Source organism: Pseudomonas sp. AK181, assembly GCF_051122975.1.
GTDB lineage: Bacteria > Pseudomonadota > Gammaproteobacteria > Pseudomonadales > Pseudomonadaceae > Aquipseudomonas > Aquipseudomonas lactis.
Genome location: NZ_CP146348.1, coordinates 3007306 through 3029421 on the forward strand (window position 1 = coordinate 3007306; position 22116 = coordinate 3029421).

17 protein-coding genes are annotated in these 22116 nt (G+C 62.1%); 8 read left to right on the plus strand and 9 right to left on the minus strand.

Annotated features, from left to right (window positions below; translation table 11 throughout):
* Positions 1–11 precede the first annotated feature (11 nt).
* The 4 genes from nthA to oxdA all read right to left on the minus strand — a co-directional run bounded on the left by nthA (position 12) and on the right by oxdA (position 4373).
* Complete coding sequence (gene nthA / locus V8689_RS13870; protein ID WP_056785642.1) at positions 12–605, minus strand: nitrile hydratase subunit alpha; 594 nt, start codon at positions 603–605, stop codon at positions 12–14.
* A gap of 75 nt (positions 606–680) precedes the next feature.
* Positions 681–2195 (minus strand): amidase, encoded by a 1515-nt coding sequence (locus V8689_RS13875; protein ID WP_056785641.1) that lies wholly within the window; start codon positions 2193–2195, stop codon positions 681–683.
* A 169-nt stretch (positions 2196–2364) separates the two neighbouring features.
* Entirely contained in the window at positions 2365–3231 is an 867-nt protein-coding gene (locus V8689_RS13880) for a transporter (RefSeq protein WP_056785637.1), read from the minus strand.
* An 83-nt stretch (positions 3232–3314) separates the two neighbouring features.
* Positions 3315–4373, minus strand: a complete 1059-nt coding sequence (gene oxdA, locus V8689_RS13885; RefSeq protein ID WP_056785635.1) for an aliphatic aldoxime dehydratase — start codon at positions 4371–4373, stop codon at positions 3315–3317.
* Positions 4374–5360: 987 nt separating this feature from the next.
* Here oxdA and V8689_RS13890 point away from each other — a divergent pair.
* Positions 5361–6296 carry a helix-turn-helix domain-containing protein gene (locus V8689_RS13890; RefSeq protein WP_003191111.1) on the plus strand — a complete coding sequence of 312 codons (936 nt, stop codon included), beginning with the start codon at positions 5361–5363 and terminating at the stop codon, positions 6294–6296.
* 110 nt (positions 6297–6406) lie between these two features.
* Entirely contained in the window at positions 6407–7390 is a 984-nt protein-coding gene (locus V8689_RS13895) for a 5'-nucleotidase (RefSeq protein WP_056785722.1), read from the plus strand.
* Positions 7391–7543: 153 nt separating this feature from the next.
* Here the strand turns inward: V8689_RS13895 and V8689_RS13900 are convergent, their stop codons facing one another.
* From V8689_RS13900 to V8689_RS13920, 5 genes are read right to left on the minus strand one after another with little or no spacing between them, the layout of a single operon-like run.
* The gene (locus V8689_RS13900) at positions 7544–9157 is read right to left on the minus strand and encodes a dipeptide ABC transporter ATP-binding protein (protein WP_056785632.1); all 1614 of its coding nucleotides are present in this window, start codon (positions 9155–9157) and stop codon (positions 7544–7546) included.
* Entirely contained in the window at positions 9154–10038 is an 885-nt protein-coding gene (locus V8689_RS13905) for an ABC transporter permease (RefSeq protein ID WP_056785629.1), read from the minus strand. The genes V8689_RS13900 and V8689_RS13905 overlap by 4 nt, the downstream gene beginning before the upstream one ends.
* Positions 10039–10041: 3 nt before the next feature.
* Positions 10042–10992, minus strand: coding sequence for an ABC transporter permease (locus V8689_RS13910; protein WP_056785628.1), 951 nt, complete (start codon positions 10990–10992; stop codon positions 10042–10044).
* Positions 10989–12602, minus strand: a complete 1614-nt coding sequence (locus V8689_RS13915; protein WP_056785718.1) for an ABC transporter substrate-binding protein — start codon at positions 12600–12602, stop codon at positions 10989–10991. Before V8689_RS13915 ends, V8689_RS13910 begins: the two co-directional genes overlap by 4 nt.
* A 45-nt stretch (positions 12603–12647) precedes the next feature.
* A complete protein-coding gene (locus V8689_RS13920; protein WP_056785626.1) occupies positions 12648–15068 on the minus strand; it encodes a TonB-dependent receptor plug domain-containing protein in 2421 nt (806 codons plus the stop codon).
* 269 nt (positions 15069–15337) lie between these two features.
* Here V8689_RS13920 and V8689_RS13925 point away from each other — a divergent pair, with 269 nt between their 5' ends.
* The 6 genes from V8689_RS13925 to V8689_RS13950 all read left to right on the plus strand — a co-directional run bounded on the left by V8689_RS13925 (position 15338) and on the right by V8689_RS13950 (position 21985).
* Positions 15338–17146: an ABC transporter ATP-binding protein gene (locus tag V8689_RS13925; RefSeq protein ID WP_056785714.1), complete on the plus strand. Its 1809-nt coding sequence runs from the start codon at positions 15338–15340 to the stop codon at positions 17144–17146.
* 117 nt (positions 17147–17263) lie between these two features.
* Positions 17264–18211: an AraC family transcriptional regulator gene (locus V8689_RS13930; RefSeq protein ID WP_056785622.1), complete on the plus strand. Its 948-nt coding sequence runs from the start codon at positions 17264–17266 to the stop codon at positions 18209–18211.
* A gap of 107 nt (positions 18212–18318) precedes the next feature.
* The gene (locus tag V8689_RS13935; RefSeq protein WP_032891968.1) at positions 18319–19695 is read left to right on the plus strand and encodes a Rieske 2Fe-2S domain-containing protein; all 1377 of its coding nucleotides are present in this window, start codon (positions 18319–18321) and stop codon (positions 19693–19695) included.
* Entirely contained in the window at positions 19692–20180 is a 489-nt protein-coding gene (gene benB, locus V8689_RS13940; protein ID WP_056785619.1) for a benzoate 1,2-dioxygenase small subunit, read from the plus strand. The genes V8689_RS13935 and benB overlap by 4 nt, the downstream gene beginning before the upstream one ends.
* Before the next feature lie 10 nt (positions 20181–20190).
* Positions 20191–21213 (plus strand): benzoate 1,2-dioxygenase electron transfer component BenC, encoded by a 1023-nt coding sequence (gene benC / locus V8689_RS13945; protein WP_056785617.1) that lies wholly within the window; start codon positions 20191–20193, stop codon positions 21211–21213.
* Positions 21214–21223: 10 nt separating this feature from the next.
* Positions 21224–21985: a 1,6-dihydroxycyclohexa-2,4-diene-1-carboxylate dehydrogenase gene (locus tag V8689_RS13950; protein WP_056785614.1), complete on the plus strand. Its 762-nt coding sequence runs from the start codon at positions 21224–21226 to the stop codon at positions 21983–21985.
* Positions 21986–22116 lie beyond the last annotated feature (131 nt).

Genomic DNA, 22116 nt, shown 5'->3' on the forward strand with positions numbered 1-22116 from the left:
CAGGGCACCGGTTACGCCACGTAAGGCAGCGCCACGCCGATAAGGACATCCTTGGTGATCAGTTTTCGCAGGGCCTCTTCATCCATCGATTCGCTGCCCTTAGGCCGCACAGGCAGCACCAGATAGCGGGTTTCGGCACTGGTGTCCCATACTTTGACGATGACGTCGGCCGGCAGCTCGGTGCCCAGCTCCCGCAGCACGGTGCGCCCTTCGCGCACCAGTCGGGCGCGGAACTCGAAGCCCTTGTACCACTCCGGCGGCAAGCCCAGCACAGGCCAGTTGGTGCAGGAGCACAAGCTGCACACAATCACGTTTTTCACGCTGGGCGTGTCTGGCAGCGCAACAATGTATTCACCCTGCGGGCCGGTATAGCCAAATTGGGCGCACGCCGCGGTGCCGTCTTTGAGCAGCAGTTCGCGAAACTGCGGGTCTACCCAGGCCTTGGCCACCACCCGAGCTCCGTTCTCCGGGCTCCATTGGTGCGCCATCAGCTGTGTCATGTGTTCGATGTAACCGTCGGGGATCAGATCCTTCTGCTTGAGCACCTGCAGCAGCGCTTGCGCGCGTTCGCCCGGTGTTGATGTGGTTGCTTGATGTGCGCTCATAAGTTGACTCCTCATCGTTGAGCTTCTGGGCAGCGCCTGGCGGCTTGTTCTTTTTGCGCTGCGCGGGATTACCGGCTAACAGTTTTTCCAGTCAACCGACGCCTCGAACGCTGCGGCGGCCTGGTAAATCGTGCCTTCGGCATAGTGCTTGCCGACCAGCATCAGCCCGACAGGTAAACCGTCTACCAGGCCGCAGGGAATCGACATGGCCGGATGGCCGGTGATGTCCTGGGCGGAGGCATTGCCGATCATTTCCAGTGCACGGGCCACGTACTCGGTAACCGAGCAGCCCGGCTGCGGGTGGGGCTGGGCGATGATCGGCACGGTGGGCATCACCAGCAGGTCATAGCGCGCCAACGCGGCGTCATACCCGGCGCGCGCCACGCGCCTGAGGTTTTGTGCCTTGGCGTAGAACCGCCCGTTGTAGCGCTCCAGGCCGTATTGCCCGACGAACATGCACAGCTTGAGAGAGGCGGACAGCTCATTGGCTTGATCGCGCCATCCGGCTTGCTGGTCTAGCAAGCCGACGTCATACAGCCCTTGCCAGTTAAAGCCGGCCCCATTGCCGTGCATCATCTGCATCATCAAGCCTTCGCAGCCGATGGGGTGCCACAGCGAACCGGCAATGCTGTGCTCAGGCACCGACACCTCCTCGACCTGCGCTCCCAGCCGCGCAAACGCTGCAATGGCTTGGCGTACGCACGAGGCCACACGTGGGTCCTGGTTGGCCAGTTCAAAACCTTCGCGCAGGATGCCGATCCTCAGCCCGTTGACACCGCGCTCCAAGTAATCGCTGTAAGCGTCGACCTGCGGCGCGGCTTGTCGCGGATCGAGCCCATCGGCGCCGGCCATGACCTCCAGCATCAAGGCGTTGTCGCGCACGTTTGCGGTAATGGGGCCGGCGTGATCGATAGTCGCCTCGATGGCCATGATGCCGGTGTAGGGCACCAGGCCGTGGGTCGGCTTCATGCCGTAAGTGCCGCAGAAGGCGGAAGGAATGCGGATTGACCCGCCCTGGTCACCGCCGACGGCCAGGTCGACCTCGCCGGCGGCAACCAGTGCTGCGCTGCCGGAAGACGAGCCACCCGAGGCAAACCCTTGGCGATAGGGGTTGTGCACCGGTGCAGGATCGGAGGTGTGGCTGCCGCCGGACAGGCAGTAGTGTTCGCACGTTGCCTTGCCCAGAATGGTCGCGCCGGCATCCAGTAAACGCGTGACAACCGTGGCATCGAAGGCGGGTACAAAGCCTTCAAGCGGTTTGGCACCATTCATCATGGGCACGCCAGCCAGTGAAATATTGTCCTTGAGGGCGACTGTTTTACCCGCCAGCTTGCCTTCGCGCGCACCGTTGACTTCGGTGCGGAAGTACCAGGCGTTGAGCGGGTTGTGTGCGGCTGAGGGGCGGTAGCCTGAGCTGCGTTCATAACGCACCGGCGGGATGAAGTCCGGCAGCTCGTCAACCAGGTCATAGGCATCGAAGCTTGCCTGCATAAGTGCCAGGTATTCATCGGCTTGCTGCGCATCGAGCTGCATGTGCAGGCTGCTCGAAATAGCCAATAGCTGTTCAAGGGTGGGGCGAGCGATTGCCATGGTTGGCTGTCCTTATCGTAAATGGCCGAAGAGCACTGCATGCTCACTATCAGCGGGCCTGGGGCTCAAGATAGTCCGCGCATCCAGCCGGTGGCTTGGTTGAGAAAGACATCGACTTGGCTGAGCGGGACACCCTGGCGCCAGGGGCGTGCGGTCGCAGTTTCCGGCGTTAAAAAATGTGCGCGTAACGCAGGTTCATGCGGAAGTCTTCGCGGGTGCCGTTGTCCACCGAGAGGTCTTTGCCCAATTGCAGTTGCACCTGGTCGGTGGGGGTGACGAATTTGGTGGCGGTAAGGCGCAAATTGGTGGTACCCAACTCGTTGTCCTGATTGACATGCTCGATGTTTGTCTCGCCTCCCCAGGTACGCCCCAAGCCAACAGCAAAGGTGGTGGTGGCATCCGGCATGTAACGCCCCATGATTTGCGCTGCGTAGGACACGTCCTGCTTCAGGCGGTCGGCATTTGCACCGTAATCGGTGTTGTCGCCATACCAGGTCGCGCCGCCGACCAGGTCCATCGCCCATTTCTCTGTGAAGTGCTTGACGTAGGCACTCTGCAGTTCGAATTTCCAGCGATTCTCCCCGAGGTTGAGCGCATCGTCCTTGTCATACGTGCCCGAAGGCACATACACATAGGGGGCGATACTGAGGGTGTCGCGGGCTTCGTTGAACCGCCATTTCACCGGCGCGGTGAGGATCAAGTCGCCTACGCCGCGAGTACTGCCCAGTGCCGAGGCGTCACCTGCGCCGGAGACGTGCCCGAAAGGCAAAAGAAATTGCGGGTCGATGGTGACCGTGTCGCTGAGTGCATACACATGGAGCAGACGCAGGATGCCCACGTCGGAGGTCACCCTGAAGTCAGAGCTGGCCTTGTGGCCGTTGGCGTAAGCCGAGTCCGTAGTGGCGTGCTGGTAATAAATCGCCCCGATAGTGGCACCGACCGGATATTGCTCGTAGTCGCCAGGCGCGACCTCACCCGCGTTCGCGTGGAGGGCGGGCAACAGGGTGGAGAGGGTCAGCAGGCGGATCTTATTCATCGTTTATTCCTCGCACAGGGGACCGGGCCACCCGTGAAGGGTGGCAGGGCGGTAGAAGCTGGGGGGTTACACGCCGAGGGCGCTCAGGCTGTGGGCGGCAGGGCGTCGCGCAACATCCCGGTTTGCGCGTGACAGTTGATGTACTCGAAGACCTGGCTCTTGGCGTCGGACACGGACACCTCGTGGTACAGCCTCAACTTCTTCAAGCCCGCGGCCACGCGAAAGAACGTCACGAAAATACGCAGGTGGGTCGGGTGGGATTCGGCCCAGCGTTCGAGTTTCTCCACTGAGCGCCAGTGACCGATGTTGTAGCTCAGGTCGAGCACGTTGCCGTCCAGGTCGATATTGCGCACGAACCTGTTGCTGTAGCAGCCCAACGGCTGGCCGTTGTCCCGCAGGAAGTCCATGCCGTCCTGCAACGTCGGTAAAATTTCGTCGAGGTAGAGCGAGCGTTCCTCTGCCTCGGCATCCGCCCAGTCCTGGCCGGAACGAATCAGTGTGAGGTTGTCATGCCCCAGCACCACGACGCGTCCGCCCTTGGCCGGGTCGCCCGCGACCACTTGCAGCTCGCTCGTGGGCTTCATCCAGTCTGTTTGGGAGATGGGGAAACGGTCGCGCATCGAGCCCCAGTAGCCGTGCTCTTCGATCTCGCCACTGGTGGCATCCATAACTGCGCCAACACCCGGCAGGTTCTCCTGGAAGGCGTACAGCGTCTCGAACTGCTCGGCGCGCGGCGCGGTGATTTCGCGGAAGTAACCCAGGCCTTCACCCAGACGATCCGGCGAACTCCACCAGTCATTCACCTGGGGTGAACGCAACCAGCGGCAATGGGCGGCAGGGTCTTTCCAGTACCCGACCACAATCAGATTATCAAAGCCGCTGCTGTCGGTGTGCTGAGTCAAATCGTAGTTCTGCGGGCCGTCGGCGTGGCTGAAACTGCCGACGATGTGACGCATCGCCTGCAATGCAGCCTTGCGCTGGGCATCGCCTTGATACTGCACGCCCAGATAAGCCATCACCACTTGTTGCAGCTGCTCGTCAGCGCGCGCCACCCACATCGGGAACGGCGGTTGATACTCCTCGGGCACACGGCGGGACAGGGTGCGTGGGCATTTGAGATGTGTGTCGATTGCAGATTCCATCTTGAGCTCCTCGTTATTTTGGTTCAGGCCTACGGGTGGGCGTCAGCGCGTCGGCGGCAGGGGGCGCTTGGCGACCTGCCGTCGGTGCAGCAGCTGCATGGTTCCCCATTCAATCAACCAATAAGCCGACTCCTCAGGCGCGAGATCGCGCCGTTGCAGAAGCCAGGAAGAATCAGCCAATCGTGGTGAAGAGTGTCGATGCATGGCGTACCTCATCAGCGGGGTATGAGCTGCTGTGAGGTGGAAATTAGGCCGGCAGAGGAGGGGGCGCTTTGTTCGGTGAGACAACCGCTTGGTTGGCAAAGACAGGCCGGCTACGGACGTTTACCTGTGGTCTGCGTTGGTGCACGCGGGCTGATGATGTGATGTGCTGTGCCCTTAAACGGGCCACGACTGCGGTGCGACGCGGGCCAATTGTGGGAGCTGGCTTGCCTGCGATGACGGCCTGTCAGCCGACACTCATCTACCTGCTACCTGACGCCGCGCGGTCCAAGTGTGGGAGCTGGCTTGCCTGCGATGGCGGCCTGACAGTCAACACAGTTGGATTGTGTGCATATCCATTCCTGCGGTAACGGCCACTTAGGGTTCCGCCTGACGGCGGGTCACTTTGGAAAAGAGCCCCAAAGTAACCAAAGGGCTCTTGCCCCACCCCTCGGCACCTCGCCTAGGCTCGGTGTGCCCGTAATCCGCCAGTGATTTGGGCGGCCGCCGCCACGCGCCATCCATGGCGCGGGGCGGCTAAACCGGCATCCCTGCCGGTTTACCCCCCAAATCCCTGTCGAATTCCGGCCAGCGTGGTTTAACGGGGCGCTTGAGATCAAAAGCAGATCAAGAGCAAGATCAAGAGCGGCTCGCTTCGCATCGTAGTTACCGTTGCTACAGCCGGCATGCCACTGCATTTGGCGTGTTAATTGCTTTGATGGCTGACAATTGGCCGCACGTTACAACTTCTCGCGCGCCTATTGCATCGTTGTCGAGGTCAGCGTCATGAACCCGAACACTCAGTATTCGACCCTTGCCGTCCCTGCAACACGTCGGTTTGATTATTGGAAAGAAGTGGTCTGTCGCCATTGCCTGGCGGCCGATAGCAAACCCTTGTCCCAGAGCCGCTTTGATGGCTCACTCACCCTTAATACAGTCGGCGCGCTGGACATTTGTACGCTGTCTTCGCCGCTGCATTACTGGGAGCGTTCCGAACAGCACCTGCGCAGCGGCCCGGCTGAAGATTTATGGTTGGGTTTCGCTCGAAAGGGCCATGGGCAAATCGAACAAGGCTCAAGAAAAGCCAACCTGGCAACGGGCAATTTGTTTCTTTATGACGCAACACAGGCGTTTCGCTTCAGCCTGGGTGGTACCGAAAACCACTTGATCCGTATTCCCAGAGCGTTGCTCACCGAGCGCCTGCCGCGTATTGCCGAGTACACCGCCATGGTCCTCGACGACCGGCGCCCAGGTGTAGTGCCCTTGCGCGAAATGCTGCACCAGGCCGCGAGCACGCCTGCGTCGTTGCAGGATGAACGCATCTCGAATCGTTACTCAAGTGCTGTGCTTGATCTGCTGGTGATCAGCCTGGAACTGCAGGACCTGAAAACCAGCCATCAGGAAATGGACCTCTACGGCCGCATCATGCAGTACATCCAACGCCACCTCACCGAACCTGACCTGTCGATTGAAGCCATCGCCAAAGCCCACAACGTGTCCACCCGCACCGTTACACGCGCCTTCGCCCGCTACCAGAAAACCCCCGTTGCAGAGATCTGGAAAGAGCGCCTGAATGCCAGCCGAGAAGCGATCGAGCGGGGCCAGGTACGCAGTGTGTCTGAGGCGGCGCTGGACTTTGGGTTTTCTGATTTCTCGCATTTCAGCCATGCGTTTCGTAAGGCGTTTGGGGTGGCGCCGAATACGCTTTTGCGCCGGGATTGAAATTGGCGGGGTATTAAATCGTTGCGAGAAGGGGGGATGTGTGCTTGAAATCGATCGGCATGTTCAATGCCTATCCATATTTGCGCTTAGAGGCATCCAGAGAGGTTTCAATGCCCTACGAGTTAGAGAATCGCCTGGTGATCGGCGTCGCTTCCAGCGCTGTGTTTGATTTGCTGGCATCGGACGCAGTGTTTCAGCGTCAGGGGGAGGAGGAATACCGCAAGTTTCAGCAAAAAAATCTTCACGTCCCGCTTCGTAAGGGGATAGCGTTCCCCTTCATCAAGCGCTTGCTGTCAGTGAATGACCTGAGCGTCGATCCTACGGATCCGCTCGTTGAGGTCATACTGCTTTCGCGCAACGATCCTGATACTGGGCTGCGCGTGCTGAAGACTATCGAGCACTACGGCCTTGGGATGACACGGGCGATTTTCATGCAGGGAAAATCCCCTTATGAATACATACCTGCTCTGAATATCGCTTTATTTTTGTCGGGTGACAAAAAAGACGTGGAAGCGGCTATCAAGGCCGGGTACCCGGCTGGCCAGGTGCTCGATTCAAAATTCGAAGACGACGAAACGGATAAAACCTTACGCATCGCGTTCGACTTTGACGGCGTCCTTGCCGGTGATGAGTCCGAAACAATCATGCAGGCCTCTGGATTGTCTGAGTTCCATGCGCATGAAGTGAAGAACGTTATGCAGCCCCATAACCCGGGGCCGCTGAAGGAGTTCATGGTGCGGATATCCAAAATCCAGTCGGTCGAGGAGCAACATAAAAAGCTCAATCCTGACTACGAAAACCGCATACGTGTCTCAATCGTCACAGCCCGCAATGCGCCGTCTCATGAGCGTGCAATGAATACACTCAAAAGTTGGGGTGTCATGGCTAACGACGCGTTCTTTCTGGGTGGCATTGAGAAAGGCAGGATTTTAGGTGTATTGAAACCGCACATCTTCTTTGATGATCAATCTGGGCACCTACAATCGACTAGCGCAGTTGCGCCATCTGTGCACATTCCTTTCGGCATTACCAACCATGGTGCGACAGTGGTTGCGCTGGAATCTGAAGCGGATCAGGTCCGGCAGGAGGTGTAACACGCAGGCTTGAGCGAGCAGTGTCACAGGCGTTCGTATCGGTTCTGTGCTGCGAAGAATCCTCGCCAGCTGTTCTATTGCTTCACGTCAGACCGCGTATGCCCAGGAGAAGGGCATCACGGCGCGTGACTGGACTGCCGAGTAAAGCGCCGCTCAGGCGGCGCTCGCGATAGCGTGCTGGCCAGGGATGGCGCCAATCAGCTCACGGGTGTAATCGCTGGTCGGGCGGTTGAAGATGCGCTCCACCGAACCCTGTTCGACCACCCGGCCATTGCGCAGCACCAGCACCTCATGGGCGAAGTTGGCGACCACCGACAAGTCGTGGGACACCAGCACGTAGGCGATGCCCATGTCCCGTTGCAGCTCTTGCAGCAGTTCAAGGATGTGCGCCTGCACGGACACGTCGAGGGCGCTGACCGGTTCATCCAGTAGCAATAGATCCGGTTTCAGCGCCAGGGCGCGGGCGATGGCGACCCGTTGGCACTGGCCGCCGGAAAGCTCGCGCGGCAGGCGATCGAGGAAACTCACCGGCAAATGCACGCGACTGATCAGCTCGCGCGCGGCCTGTTCCAGGGCAGGGCCCTTGAGCAAGCCGAACGACACCAGCGGTTCGACGATGCTGTCGAACACTGTGAAGCGTGGGTCCAGCGCCGCAAACGGGTTTTGTTGCACCAGTTGCAGGCGCTGGCGCAGCGGGCGGAAGTCGCGCCAGCTGAGGTCGGTGACGTCCTGTTGCTCGAACCACACCCGCCCGCGGCTGGGTTTTTCCAGGCCGAGGGCGATGCGCAGCGCGGTGCTTTTGCCTGAGCCGGACTCGCCGACAATCGCCAGGGTCTGCCCGGGGTAGACCAGCAGGCTGAGGTCCTCCAGCGCGACAAAGGTCGCGTCTTCGCCCTTGACCTTGGGCAGCACGAACGTCTTGCCAACGTTTTGCAGCTGCAGGATCGGCGGCTGCGTCGGGGCCGGCCTGGCCAGCGGCTGGCGGCGCGTGGCGAACGCTGGCGCGGCGGCGATCAAGGCGCGGGTGTAGTCATGCTGCGGCGCGCCGAGAATCTGCCGTGGTGCCCCTTGCTCCACCACTTGTCCCTGTTGCATCACCAGGACGCGGTCGGCGCGATCCAACGCCACGCCAAGGTCATGGGTGATGATCAGCAACGAAATTCCGCGCTCACTGACCAGCCGTTTCAGGTGGTCGAGGATCTTGCGCTGCACGGTGACGTCGAGGGCACTGGTCGGTTCGTCGGCGATGAGCAAGCGTGGGTTGCCGGCCAGGGCGATGGCGATCAGCACACGCTGGCGCATACCCCCGGAGAGTTCATGCGGGTACTGGCGCGCGCGCAGTACCGGCTTGGCGATACCGACCTGTTGCAGTAGCTCGACGATATCCGCATCGACGCCGGGGTAGCGCTTGCCCTTGGCCAGGATCAGCGCCTCGGCAATCTGCTGGCCAATACGCAGGGTCGGGTTGAGGCTGACCATCGGGTCCTGGGGCACCAGGCCGATGGTGCGCCCGCGCAGGCCGCGTCTCTGGCGTTCGCTGGCGTGGGTGAGGTTGTTGCCGTCCACCCACAGCTCGCCGGCGCTGATGGTTGCGCTGCCCGGCAACAGGCCGAGAATCGCGTTGGCCAGGGTGGATTTACCCGAGCCGGACTCGCCGACAATCGCCAGCGTCTCGCCTTGGGTGATGGTCAGTGACAGCTGGTTTACCGCCAGGTTGCCGTGCCGGTAGCTGACACTCAGCTGGCGAACATCAACTAAAGCATTCATCGCTGAACCTCCTCGAACGTGCGGGCAATGTGGTTGAGGCTGAATACCACCGCGACCAGGAACAGGCCGGGCAGCAACGACACCCAGGGGGCGGTGATCAGAAAGTGCCGACCGTTGGCGATCAACGTGCCCCATTCGGCGGCCGGAGGCGCGGCGCCAAAACCGAGAAAACTCAGGCCGGCGGTTGCGAGGATGGCTGCGCCGAAATCCAGGGTCGCCAGTACCGCCACGGGGCCCCATGCGTTGGGCAGGATGTGCCGCAGCAAGGTGCGGCCCCAGCTAGCGCCGCCCAGGCGTGCGGCTTCCACGTACGGCAGGGTCTTGACGCGTAGCACTTCGGCGCGGGTGGTGCGGGCGAATCCGGGGACAATCCCGACGCCCACGGCGATAGCCACCGGCACCGTGCCGAAGCCGATGGCGGTGACAATCGCCAGAGCCAGCAGCAAGCCGGGCAAGGCGAGCAACACGTCGACAATCCGCATGATTACCGCGTCGATACGCCCACCAGCAAAGCCGGACAGAATGCCCAGCCCGAGCCCGCCCAACAACGCGATCCCCACCGCCAGAAAGGCCGCCAGCACCGACAGGCTGGAGCCGTAGACCATCCGGGTGTACAGGTCGCGGCCCAGCTCGTCGGTGCCAAACCAGTGGGTCAGGTTCGGCGCCGTGAGCTTGACCGCAGGTGCGGTGGCATAAGGGTCGAAGCTGGTCAACCACTGGGGCGCCACGGCGGCCAGCAATGAAAACAACACAATCAACACTGCCAGGCTGAAGCCCGGTCGCCGCAGCAAGGGCATGACCGTCGCCATGGCACGTTGTCGGCGGGTGCGGCGTTGCCAGAGTGGGGGCGTAAGGCCGAGGTTTTGCTCAAGGATCGTCATGGTCTAGGACACCTTTGGCGTGTGGGAAATGCGCGGGTCGAGCCACGGGTACAGCAAATCCACCAGCAGGTTGACCAGCACAAAGGCTGCCGCCGACACCGCGACAATCGCCAGCACCACCGGGATGTCCTGGCGCAGCACGGCCTCCTGGGCCAGGCGGCCGATGCCGGAGCGGGCGAAGATGGTTTCCACCAGCACCGCACCGGACACCGTGTTGCCCACCTGCAGGCCGATCAGGGTGAGAATCGGCAGCGCCGCGTTGCGAAACCCATGGCGCGCTTGCACCTGGCCACGGTTCAGGCCCTTGGCGTAGGCGGTGACGATATACGACTCCTGCCACACTCCCTGGAAGCTGCGCTGCAGCACTTGGGCATACACCGCCGCACTTGGAATCGCCAGGGTGACCGCCGGCAGTACCAGGCTTTCAAAGCCTCGGCTGCCGGTGGCGGGGAACCAGCCGAGGCCGAAGGCAAACACCTGGATCAGCAACAGGCCCATCCAGAACACCGGCACCGAAAACCCCAGGGAAGGCAGGCGCGCCAAGGCTTTTTTCAGCGGTTGCCAGCGAATGTAGGCGGTCAGGTAGGCCAGGCCGATGCCGCCGACCAGCGACAACACAATCGCCAGGCCGGCCAGGGACAGGGTTTGCGGCAGGCGCTCGGCGAGTAACTCGGATACCGGGCGGTTCAGCGACAGGGACTGGCCGAAGTCGCCGTGCAAGGCGCCCAGCAGCAGGTCGACATATTGCTCGAACAGGCCCTTGTCCAGGCCGTAATAGGCCCGCGCCTTGGCCAGGTCGGCCACCGACAGTGAATCGGCCTCCATGCCCGAAGCACTGAGCATGATCGACAGCGTGTCGCCCGGCAGCAGATAGAGGATCAAGTAGGTGATGCTATAGGCCCCCCACAGCACCAGCAGAGCCTGGCCGACGCGTCCGATCAGGTAGCGGCTCATGGTGTGCCGATCTCGATATCACCCAGCAGCGCGAAGCCCTCGGCAGTCCAGCGAAAGTTCTTCACCTTCGGCGACATTGCCGCCTGCCACACGCGCTCGTACACCGGGAACGCCGAGCTTTCGTCGATCAGAAGGTCCTGCAGGTCGCCATAGGCGGCGGCACGCTGTGCGCCTTGGGTGGCCGTAATGCCGGCATCGAACAAGCCCGTGGCTTTTTCCAGGGTGGCCGGTTCGTAGGTGTTAGTGGCCACGGTGGAGTTGTTGGCGCTGCGCGGGTCGAGGATGGTTTGCAGGATGATCGGGTCAGCGCGAGTCATGTAGTTGATGGTCAGGTCGTAGTTGCCGGCGGAGTTATTGGCCACCCATTCGGCGCGGGTCACCACGCTGAGCTTCAGATCGATGCCGACCTTGCGCAGTTGGTCCTGGATCAGCACGTCACCCGCGGTTTCGGCCGGGCTGATGTTGTAGCTCAGGCTCAGACGCTTGCCGTTTTTGCTGCGGTAACCGTCCGCGCCCTTGGCCCAGCCGGCTTGATCCAACAGTTTTTCGGCAACTGCCGGGTCGTAGCCGAGCTTGCTGCCCTGGCTTTTGAAGTAAGGCGTGGTTACGTCGAAAATGCCATCCACCACTGGAAACTCGGCGTTATATACGGTGCTGGCGTAGCTCTTACGATCGATGGACTTCTGCACGGCCAGGCGCACTTGTTGATCGGCGAGGATGCGCTCGCCACGGGTGTTGGGGTACAGGTTCAGCGCCGGGCCCGGCAGCGAGCGGCTCTGGATGGTCGCGCCCTTGGATTGGAACAGCTTGAGGTCGACCTCCGAAAACGGGTTGCGTGGCCACAGGATGTCGGCCTTGCCCTGCAAGAACAGGCCGTTGCGCACGCTCTCTTCGGGGATGTAGCTGATGTCGACGGCGTCCAGGTGTGCCTCACCCGGGTTCTTCATATTCGCCGAGGGCCACGCGTAACCCTTGCGTTTTGTCAGGCGCGCGCCGACTTCCGGGGTATAGCTGGCCAGCACAAACGGCCCGGTACCGATGATCTTGCCCAGAGAGCGTTCCTTGACCGTGAGTGCGTAGGACGCGGGCGCAAGGATTGCCAAGTTGGTGGTAGAAGTGGCTTGTAAAAAGCCCGCGTTGGGTTTGGCCAGCAACAGCTTGACGGTGAAGTCGTCGACCACTTCGGCGTGGTCATAACCTGCCAGGTAGGTGGCGCCGAAGGTCGCCGGCAGCTGGGTGGCCAGTGCCTTGTCGCTGTCGAACGCGTTTTTTACCGCTTTTGCGTCGAAGCGCTCGCCGTTGCTGAACGTCACGTTATCGCGCAAGTGAAAGGTGTAGGTCAGCGCGTCGTCACTGATCTCCCAGCTCTTGGCCAGCCAGGGGATGATCTTGCCGGTGGCCGGGTCTTGGTCGGTGAGCGACTCGGCGACATTGCGCAGCAGCACGCGATGTTCCAGCCAGTACACCTGGAATGGGTCGACGCTGACCAGGGTGGTGTTGTCGCCAAAAAATGCAATGTTCAGGGTTTTGTTCGCTTGCGCCTGGTCGCCCGAAGGTGAGCAGGCGGCCAGGCTGATCGCCAGGGCGCAGGGGGCCAGCAAACGGCTCATCAAGTTGGAGGTGTTCAATGGGGTGCCCTCGTTTGGCGATGTGAATCAGAAGTCGTAGGCCAGCTTGGTGTACCAGTAGCCGCCGCCCGGATAGAACGGCGGGTTGCCGTAAGGCGCCAGGCCCAGGTTGCTGTAGACGGCGTGCCGGTCGGGGCGCACGTCGAAGATGTTGGTGCCGCCGATGCTTACGGTGATGCTGTCGACGAAGGTGTAGCTGACATCGAGGTCGGTGATCCATTTGGCGCCGAAGCTGCGATCCCCGGTGGGGTTGACCGCCAGGGTCTTTACCGCGCCGTAGCGGGCGGTTTGCAGGTTGACCGCGAGGTCCTGCACTTTCCAGTTCGCGCCGAGGATCCACTTGGTCTTGGGCGACGCCTGCGTGAGGTCACCTTCGCGGTCGCGGCCCACCAGGGTCACGCCGGAACCGACCAGTGCGGCCGGGGTGTCGCGGGTGCCTTCGATGGTGGTCTTGTTCCAGTTCAAGCCCAGGCTCCAGCGCACGTCGCCCCAGGCATCCAGCGGCGTGGTGTGGTCGGCGACCACATCCAGGCCACGGGTACGGGTGTCGAAGGCGTTGGTGTAATAGTTGACCCAGGTGCCGGTGGGCACGCCCTGGTCGGCGAGGATCGCGTTGACTGCGCCATTGCCCTGGTCATAGATATTGCTGGTCAGGGCGATGCGGTCGTCGATGTCGATCAGGTAGGCGTCGGCGGTGATGCTGGTGCGCGGCGCGGGTTGCCAGGTGAGGCCCAGGCCGAGGTTGCGCGACTTCTCCGGTTTCAGGTCATCGCCACCCAGCGCCTTGGCCAGGTTGCTGCCCGACGGGGTCAGGCGGGTGACTGCCGGAACCACGTTGCCGTTGACGTCGGTAGCCACGCGGTTGTCCGCCACGGTGTAGCCGATCTGGGTCAGCGACGGCGCACGGAAACCAGTGCCGACGGTGCCGCGCACCGCCACGCTGTCGGTCAGCTCGTAGCGCGAGTTCACCTTGAGGCCGAAGGTGTTGCCCGAGTCATCGTCGTAATGTTCGACCCGCCCGGCCACATCAAGGAACCAGCGCTCGGTGAGGTCAAAACCCAGGTCCAGGTAGCCGGCGTAGTTGTTGCGGATCAGGCTGACTTCATCTTCGGGGCGAATGGTCACTGCCGCCTGTGCGCCCGTTGCCGCCGGGTATGTGCCGGTGATATAGGCCTCGGGGTCGCCGGCAAAGGTGCTGAAATGCTCCCAGCGATGCTCCAGGCCGGCCGACACCTGCACCGGCGACGTGAGGTTGAACAGGCTGTCGTAACGGCGGGTGAAGTCGAGGTTATTGACCCATTGCTCGAAGCGCAAGGTCGCCAGGTTGTCGAATTGGGTCGGCGAAGCGGTGCCCAGCGACGGGTTGATATTCAGGTCGCTGGAGTGGTGCACATTGTTGCGCCCGTAGGTGGTGCTCAGGTCCCAGTTCCATTCGGCCACTTGGCCCTTGCCGCCAAAGAGCAACTGGTAGTCGCGGTCCTTGATGTTGTTCAACGGGTAATAGCCGTCGGGGAACACCTCCGGCACCGCCGCGCGGCCGGTGGGCAGGCGCAAATAGTTGGCCGCTTCGGCGTCGCGCTCGCCGTAGGTGGAGAACGAATAAAGGGTCAGGTCTTCCAGCGGCAGTTCGGCGTTGTAGGCCAGGTTGAAGGCCTTGAGGTCGGGGTCGCCGTTCTTGATTGCCACGCGGTCCCAGGCCGCTTCCTTGGCCGGATCGTTGAAGGCGCGTACGCTGCTGTCGGCCTTGTCGTTCCAGGCCGCTTCGCCGCGTTTGCGCGCATCGGCCGAGAGGTGGAAGAAGCCGCCATCACCGAGCTTGAAACCCTGGTCGCCAGCGACCTTGATGGTTTCGCCCTGGCCGGAATACAACTGACCATAGCTGGTCTCCAGGTGCCCGCCGTTGTTGGCGGACTTGAGGATGATATTGATCACCCCAGCCACCGCATCCGAGCCGTACTGGGCGGCGGCGCTGTCCTTGAGTACTTCGATATGGTCGACCGAGCTGACCGGGATCAGATCGATGTCCACGGCATTTGCGCCGCTGTTGTCGATCGAGCCGCGCTGGCCGGTGGCGCCGTTGTGACGCCGTTTGCCGTTGACCAGCACCAGGGTGTAGGCCGGGCCGAGGCTGCGGTTGCTCAGCGGGCGCGTCACTGAGTTGTAGCCAGCGATATTGGTGCCGAAGTTGAAGGAGGGCAGCAGCTTGGCAATCGCCTCGGACAACTCGGCACGGCCGGTCTTGAGCAACTGCTCGCTGTTGATCACATCAATGGGGGCCGGGCTGTCGGCGACGGTACGCTCCTGGCCGCGCAAACCGGTGGAAATCACCGTTACCGTGCCGAGCTTGGCGTCCTCGGCGCAGGCGGGTACCGCCGCCAGCAGCAGCGAACTGGTCAACAGCGACAGGTGGAATTTTTTTAGCGGGGCGGGGTGAGAAATATCGGGCATATCGAGAGAGATCCATGTCGGGGGTACGTCCTCCGCCAGGCATGGGGTCGGTCTGTGAAGTGAAGATATCTCTATAAAAAACTGCGGGGAAAGTCTTTTTTAGAATAAGCTAATTATTAGATATTGTTATCTTGTAGTTTTATAAGATCACCTATTTTTATTACCCGGCTGGTGCGGCGTGTCGGCTCGCCGTTGGATGTGCGCGACGTCATCGCCTGTCATAATCCACCCGTCTCACCCCTAACCCCCACACGGAGGCCATGCCATTGATGGTGCTGTTCAATCGATTGAGCGCGTTTTCCATCCAGGCGCGCAGGGCACTGAAGCTGGTCTGGGGGACGTCGCGCCCCTTATTCATAGGCCTGCTGCTGGCCACCATCGTTGCAGGTCTGTTGCCTGCGCTGGCTGCCTGGATCGGCCAGCGTATTGTCGACGGCGTGGTGCATGCGATGCAGATTCATGCAGCCGGCAGCCAGGCACCCGTGTGGCCAGTGATGCAATACGTGCTGGCCGAGGCGGGCGTGTTGGGGCTGCTGGCCGCCGCTCAGCGTGCGTTGTCAATGCAGCAATCTTTGCTGCGTGTGCAGTTGGGGGTGAAGGTCAACCTGATGATTCTGGAGAAGGCCCAGACCCTCTCGCTCACGCAATTTGAAGACGCCGAGTTCCACGACAAGCTGGTGCGCGTGCGCCAGGGCGCGTCGACACGGCCGCTGAGCCTGGTCACCAAGGGCCTGGGGTTGGTGCAGAACCTGATCTCGCTGGTCAGCTTTGCCGTGTTGTTAGTGCACTTTTCGCCGTGGGCGCTGGTGATTCTGGTGGTCGGCGCCTTACCGGTTTTCTTCGCCGAGACGCATTTCTCGGGCAATGCGTTTCGCCTGTTCCACCGGCGTGCGCCGGAGACCCGTCAACAGAATTACCTGGAATCGCTGCTGTCCCACGAGACCCACGCCAAAGAGGTCAAGCTGTTCGGCCTGGCGCCGCTGTTCCTCAAGCGCTACCGCGACAACGCCCGGCGCTTGTACGCCGAAGACCGCCAGTTGACGGTGCGCCGGGATGCCTGGGGCTTTGCCCTGGGCCTGCTGGGCACCGCGGCGTTTTATGTGGCTTACGCCTGGGTGGTGCTGGACACCGTGCGCGGCCAGACCAGCCTGGGGCAGATGACCATGTACATCGTGCTGTTCAAGCAGGGGCAAAGCGCGATCACCGCCAGCCTCAGCGCGATTGCCGGCCTGTATGACGACAGTCTGTTTCTCTCAGACCTTTATGAGTACCTGCTAACCCCAGTGGTCGTGCCGAGTGGCCGGCTTACCCAGGGCGCGCGTCCCGGCGACGGTTTGCGTTGCGAGCACGTGGGGTTCAGTTACCCCGGCGCTGAGCGGCCGGCATTGGCTGACATCAACCTGCACTTGGCGCCGGGGCAAAGCCTGGCCCTGGTGGGCGAGAATGGCTCGGGCAAAACCAGCCTGATCAAACTGCTCACGCGCCTGTATACCCCGCACGAGGGGCGTATTCTGCTGGATGGCAGCGACTTGCAAGACTGGGATGAACAGACACTGCGCCAGCGCATTGGGGTGATTTTCCAGGATTACATCCGCTACCAGATGACCGTCGGCGAGAACCTTGGCGTGGGTGACGTCGATGCGCTGAACGACGAGCCGCGCTGGCGCACGGCTGCAACCCAGGGGGTGGCCGCCGAGTTCATCGAACGCCTGAGCAAGACCTACGGCACACAGTTAGGGCGCTGGCTTGGCGGCCAGGAGTTGTCGGGTGGGCAATGGCAGAAGGTTGCCTTGTCACGCGCATATATGCGCCAGGAGGCGGATCTGCTGATTCTTGACGAGCCGACGGCGGCGCTGGACGCCAGCGCCGAGGCGGCGGTATTCGAGCACTTTCGCGAACACGCCAAGGGCCGCATGACGTTGTTGATTTCCCATCGATTCTCCAGCGTGCGCAATGCCGACCACATCATCGTGCTGGACGGCGGGCGAATCCTGGAGGAGGGCAGTCATCATCAACTGATGGCGGCGGGTGGGCGCTATGCCGAGTTGTTCGATGTTCAGGCGCGGGGGTATCGCTAGGTCGCGAGCGCCACGCCCGACGATACCTCCAGGGTATCCCTCCAGACTTTATCCATATTGGACGCCCCCCTACCCAAGCGTCAGCCTGAGCCCAATAACGATAAAAGAGTCGCGACCATGACCGTGCTATTGAGTGAGCGCAGCCAGATTTTCCAGGGCGCCGATGCCTACGCGGTGTCGGACTACGTCAACCAGCATGTGGGCAGCCACTGCATTCGCCTGCCTCCCAGGGGCCGGCCCCGGGCAAGTATCAGCCATCGCACCTTCGCCAGCCTGGACCTGTGCCGCATCAGCTACGGCGCACCGGTGCGGGTCACGTCGGTGGCGCTGGAGACCATCTACCACCTGCAGATCCTCTTGAGCGGGCATTGCCGCTCCAACTCCCGTGGCGAGGATGATGTGTTCGGGCCGGGGGAAATTCTGCTGATCAACCCGGACGACCCGGTAGACCTGACCTATTCCGCCGACTGCGAAAAATTCATCATCAAACTGCCGGTGCGCCTGCTGGAAAACGCCTGCCTGGAGCAGCACTGGAGCCTGCCGCGGGCGGGGGTCCGCTTCACGACCGCCCGCCACGCGCTCAGTGAAATGGGCGGCTTCCTGCCGTTGCTCGGGTTGATCTGCCATGAGGCGGAAAACGCTGCCGAGCCCCACATGCAAGGCCTGTACGAACGCATCGTGGCCAACAAGCTGCTGGCATTGCTGGGCAGCAATGTGTTGCGGGAGACACCCCGGGCTGCCCACGGCGGTGGGTTTGAAGCGGTGCACGAATTTATCCAGCAGCACTTGGGCGATGACATCAGCGTCGAACAGTTGATGGCCGTGGCCAACGTCAGTGAACGTTCGCTATACAGCCTGTTTGAGCGCCAGGTGGGGCTGTCGCCGCGCGATTACGTACGCCGCTGCAAACTCGAACGCGTGCATGCACGCTTGCAACTGAGCAGCACGCGCAGTGTGACCGAGGTGGCTTTGGACCATGGGTTCATGCACTTGGGACGGTTTTCCGAGGCCTATCGCAAACGCTTCGGCGAACTACCGTCGCAGACCTGGAAACGCCATCGTTAAGCGACGTGCGCCTGGCGGATAGCGATGTGCAGGCAGCGGATATTGACGGGCAGGGCGAACACGTACGGTGAGGGCGCCTGATACAAGAACAACGGAGGGCCCGCCCCATGATCAGTACACTCGACCGACTCGCCTGCCAATTGCGCGAGTCCGTACAGGAAGACCCCGCCACTGGGGTGTTCCGCTGCCGCCGCGACATCTTCACCGACCCCGACCTGTTTGCTCTGGAGATGAAACACATCTTCGAAGGCGGCTGGATCTACCTGGCCCATGAAAGCCAGGTGCCGCAGATCAACGATTACTTCACCACCTGGATCGGCCGCCAGCCGGTGGTCATCACCCGTGACAAGCACGGCGCGCTGCATGGTCTGGTCAACGCCTGCGCGCATCGCGGCGCCATGTTGTGCCGGCGCAAACAAGGCAACAAGGGCTCATTCACTTGCCCCTTCCATGGTTGGACGTTCAGCAACGCCGGCAAGCTGCTCAAGGTAAAGGACGCAAAGACCGGCGCCTACCCGGACAGCTTCGACTGCGACGGCTCCCATGACCTCAAGCGCTTGGCGCGCTTTGAAAACTACCGCGGTTTCCTGTTTGCCAGCCTCAGCGATGCGGTGCCGGAACTCAGCGATTACTTGGGCGAAACCCGCGTCATCATCGACCAGATGGTCGACCAGGCCCCTTTGGGCCTGGAGGTGCTGCGCGGCAGCTCATCCTATGTCTATGACGGCAACTGGAAGCTGCAAATCGAAAACGGCGCCGACGGTTACCACGTCAGCTCCGTGCACTGGAACTACTCGGCGACCATGGGCCGGCGCAACTACGACGCCGAAGGCACGCGCACCGTCGACGCCAATGGTTGGTCGAAAAGCCTGGGCGGCGTCTACGCCTTCGACCACGGGCATATCCTGCTGTGGACGCGCCTGCTCAACCCCGAAGTGCGCCCGGTGCACGCTCACCGCGAGGCCTTGGCCGAACGCCTGGGCCAAGCGCGCGCTGACTTTATCGTCGACCAGACCCGCAACCTCTGCCTCTACCCCAATGTGTACCTGATGGACCAGTTCTCGACCCAGATCCGCGTGGTGCGGCCCCTCGCCGTGGATAAAACCGAAGTGACAATCTATTGCATGGCGCCCATCGGCGAAAGCGCCCAGGAGCGCGCCACGCGGATTCGCCAGTACGAAGACTTCTTCAATGTCAGCGGCATGGGCACCCCGGATGACCTCGAGGAGTTCCGCGCCTGCCAGACCGGTTACCAGGGCGCGAGCACCCTGTGGAATGACTTGAGCCGTGGCGCCAAGCAGTGGGTCGAGGGCGCGGACGAAAATGCCTTGGCCATGGGTATGCAACCGCAGCTCAGCGGGGTCAAGACCGAGGACGAGGGCTTGTTTGTGCGCCAGCATGCGCACTGGGCCCAAAGCCTGCAGCGTGCGATCGAGCGCGAACAGCAAGGGCTGATTGCCAGCGACCGTGAGGTGCAGCCATGAGCCTTGCCCGTGACCAACTGCTGGATTTTCTTTACCGTGAGGCGCGCCTGCTCGACGACCGCCAATGGGATGACTGGCTGGCCTGCTATTCGCCCAAGGCCGAGTTCTGGATGCCCGCCTGGGACGATCACGACACCCTCACCGAAGACCCGCAGCGCGAAATCTCGCTGATCTACTACCCCAACCGTGACGGCCTGGAAGACCGCATCTTTCGCATCAAGACTGAGCGCTCCAGCGCCAGCACGCCCGAGCCGCGCACCGTGCACATGCTGTGCAACCTCGAAGTGCTGGCCGACGACGGCGCGCAGGTGGACCTGCGTTTCAACTGGCACACCCTCAGCCACCGCTACAAAACCACCGACAGTTATTTCGGTACCTCCTTCTATCGCCTCGACATCCGTGCCGAGCAGCCGCTGATAACGCGCAAGAAGGTGGTGCTGAAAAACGATTACATCCACCAGGTCATCGACATCTACCACATCTGAGGACACCGCCATGACGTATGCCATCGCCCTGAACTTCGAGGATGGAGTGACCCGCTTCATCGACTGCAAGGTGGGGGAAAAGGTGCTCGATGCCGCCTTCCGCCAACGCATCAACCTGCCCATGGACTGCTCGGACGGCGTGTGCGGCACCTGCAAATGCCGCTGTGAAACCGGCGCCTACGACCTGGGCGACGACTTTATCGACGACGCCCTGAGCGCCGACGAAGCGCAGGCGCGCCACGTACTGACCTGCCAAATGGTGCCGCAGTCCGACTGCGTGATCGCCGTGCCGGTGCCGTCCAGCGCCTGCAAGACCGGCACCACGCACTTTGCCGCGACGCTGGCCGGCATCACCCGACATGCCGATGCGGCGCTGGAGGTGAGTTTCGAACTGGACCAAGCGCCGGTATTCCTGCCCGGCCAGTACGTGAATATCAGCGTGCCCGACAGTGGGCAGACTCGTGCTTACTCCTTCAGCAGTCGCCCGGGCGACCCGCGCGCCAGCTTCCTGATCAAGCACGTGCCCGGCGGGTTGATGAGCAGTTGGCTCGAGCGCGCCCAGCCGGGCGACAGCGTGGCGATCACCGGCCCACTGGGGAGTTTCTACCTGCGTGAGGTGGCGCGGCCGCTGCTGTTACTGGCCGGTGGTACCGGCCTGGCGCCGTTCCTGTCGATGCTTGAAGTGCTCGCTCAGCGCCAGGAAACCCGCCCGATCCGGTTGATCTACGGCGTAACGCGGGATCAGGACCTGGTGATGATCGAGGCGTTGCAGGCTTTTACCGCGCGTTTGCCCGACTTCAACTTGGTGACCTGCGTGGCTGATCCGCACACCACTCACCCGCGCCAGGGCTATGTGACCCAGCACATGGCCGACGAAGCCCACAATGGCGGCGATGTCGACGTGTACCTGTGCGGCCCGCCGCCGATGGTCGATGCGGTGCGCGAGCACTTCAAGCAGCAGAGCGTGACCCCGGCCAGCTTCCATTACGAGAAATTCACCCCTAACGCCGTCGCCCCGTGCGATGCCGCCTGAGGACTGCCGCATGACTCAACGGTTTAACAACAAGGTCGCGCTGGTCACCGGCGCTGCGCAAGGCATCGGCCGGCGTGTCGCCGAACGCTTGCTGGAGGAGGGTGCCTGGCTGGTCGCGGTAGATCGCTCCGAGCTCGTGCATGAATTGCAGCATGAGCGAGCGCTACCGCTGACCGCCGACCTGGAACAATACAGCGAGTGCGCGCGGGTGATGGCCGCCGCCACGGCGCGTTTCGGGCGCATCGACGTGCTGGTCAATAACGTCGGAGGGACCATCTGGGCCAAGCCTTTTGAGCATTACGCCGAGGCTGAAATCGAGGCCGAAGTGCGCCGCTCGCTGTTCCCTACGTTGTGGTGCTGCCATTGCGTGCTGCCCTATATGCTGGAGCAGGGCGCGGGCGCGATCGTCAACGTGTCTTCCGTGGCTACGCGTGGGGTCAATCGCGTGCCCTATGGCGCAGCCAAGGGCGGCGTGAATGCCTTGACGGCCTGCCTGGCCCTGGAGACTGCCGGCAGCGGGATTCGCGTCAACGCCACCGCGCCCGGCGGCACCGAGGCACCGCCACGGCGCATCCCGCGCAACAGCCAGCCGCAGAGCGAGCAGGAGCGTGTGTGGTACCAGCAGATCGTCGACCAGACCCTCGAGAGCAGCTCGATGAAACGTTACGGCAGCATCGACGAACAAGCTGGCGCAATTCTGTTCCTGGCCTGCGACGAGGCCTCCTACATCACCGGCGTGACCTTGCCGGTGGGCGGCGGCGACCTCGGCTAAGGCTTTTTCCATCAGATGACAGTGACTTCAGTTTGAAAGAATCTTTATATGCCCCCAATTTTTCCCCCACTCAGACGGCATACATGAACGATCATGAAGCCGAAGTAAGTCGCCGCCCGGGTGGGGTCCAT

Excerpts from the sequence above, each read along its gene's own strand:
- nthA (WP_056785642.1), bottom strand. The coding sequence starts at position 605 with ATGAGCGCACATCAAGCAACCACATCAACACCGGGCGAACGCGCGCAA.
- V8689_RS13875 (WP_056785641.1), bottom strand. The coding sequence starts at position 2,195 with ATGGCAATCGCTCGCCCCACCCTTGAACAGCTATTGGCTATTTCGAGC.
- V8689_RS13880 (WP_056785637.1), bottom strand. The coding sequence starts at position 3,231 with ATGAATAAGATCCGCCTGCTGACCCTCTCCACCCTGTTGCCCGCCCTC.
- oxdA (WP_056785635.1), bottom strand. The coding sequence starts at position 4,373 with ATGGAATCTGCAATCGACACACATCTCAAATGCCCACGCACCCTGTCC.
- V8689_RS13890 (WP_003191111.1), top strand. The coding sequence starts at position 5,361 with ATGAACCCGAACACTCAGTATTCGACCCTTGCCGTCCCTGCAACACGT.
- V8689_RS13895 (WP_056785722.1), top strand. The coding sequence starts at position 6,407 with ATGCCCTACGAGTTAGAGAATCGCCTGGTGATCGGCGTCGCTTCCAGC.
- V8689_RS13900 (WP_056785632.1), bottom strand. The coding sequence starts at position 9,157 with ATGAATGCTTTAGTTGATGTTCGCCAGCTGAGTGTCAGCTACCGGCAC.
- V8689_RS13905 (WP_056785629.1), bottom strand. The coding sequence starts at position 10,038 with ATGACGATCCTTGAGCAAAACCTCGGCCTTACGCCCCCACTCTGGCAA.
- V8689_RS13910 (WP_056785628.1), bottom strand. The coding sequence starts at position 10,992 with ATGAGCCGCTACCTGATCGGACGCGTCGGCCAGGCTCTGCTGGTGCTG.
- V8689_RS13915 (WP_056785718.1), bottom strand. The coding sequence starts at position 12,602 with ATGAGCCGTTTGCTGGCCCCCTGCGCCCTGGCGATCAGCCTGGCCGCC.
- V8689_RS13920 (WP_056785626.1), bottom strand. The coding sequence starts at position 15,068 with ATGCCCGATATTTCTCACCCCGCCCCGCTAAAAAAATTCCACCTGTCG.
- V8689_RS13925 (WP_056785714.1), top strand. The coding sequence starts at position 15,338 with ATGGTGCTGTTCAATCGATTGAGCGCGTTTTCCATCCAGGCGCGCAGG.
- V8689_RS13930 (WP_056785622.1), top strand. The coding sequence starts at position 17,264 with ATGACCGTGCTATTGAGTGAGCGCAGCCAGATTTTCCAGGGCGCCGAT.
- V8689_RS13935 (WP_032891968.1), top strand. The coding sequence starts at position 18,319 with ATGATCAGTACACTCGACCGACTCGCCTGCCAATTGCGCGAGTCCGTA.
- benB (WP_056785619.1), top strand. The coding sequence starts at position 19,692 with ATGAGCCTTGCCCGTGACCAACTGCTGGATTTTCTTTACCGTGAGGCG.
- benC (WP_056785617.1), top strand. The coding sequence starts at position 20,191 with ATGACGTATGCCATCGCCCTGAACTTCGAGGATGGAGTGACCCGCTTC.
- V8689_RS13950 (WP_056785614.1), top strand. The coding sequence starts at position 21,224 with ATGACTCAACGGTTTAACAACAAGGTCGCGCTGGTCACCGGCGCTGCG.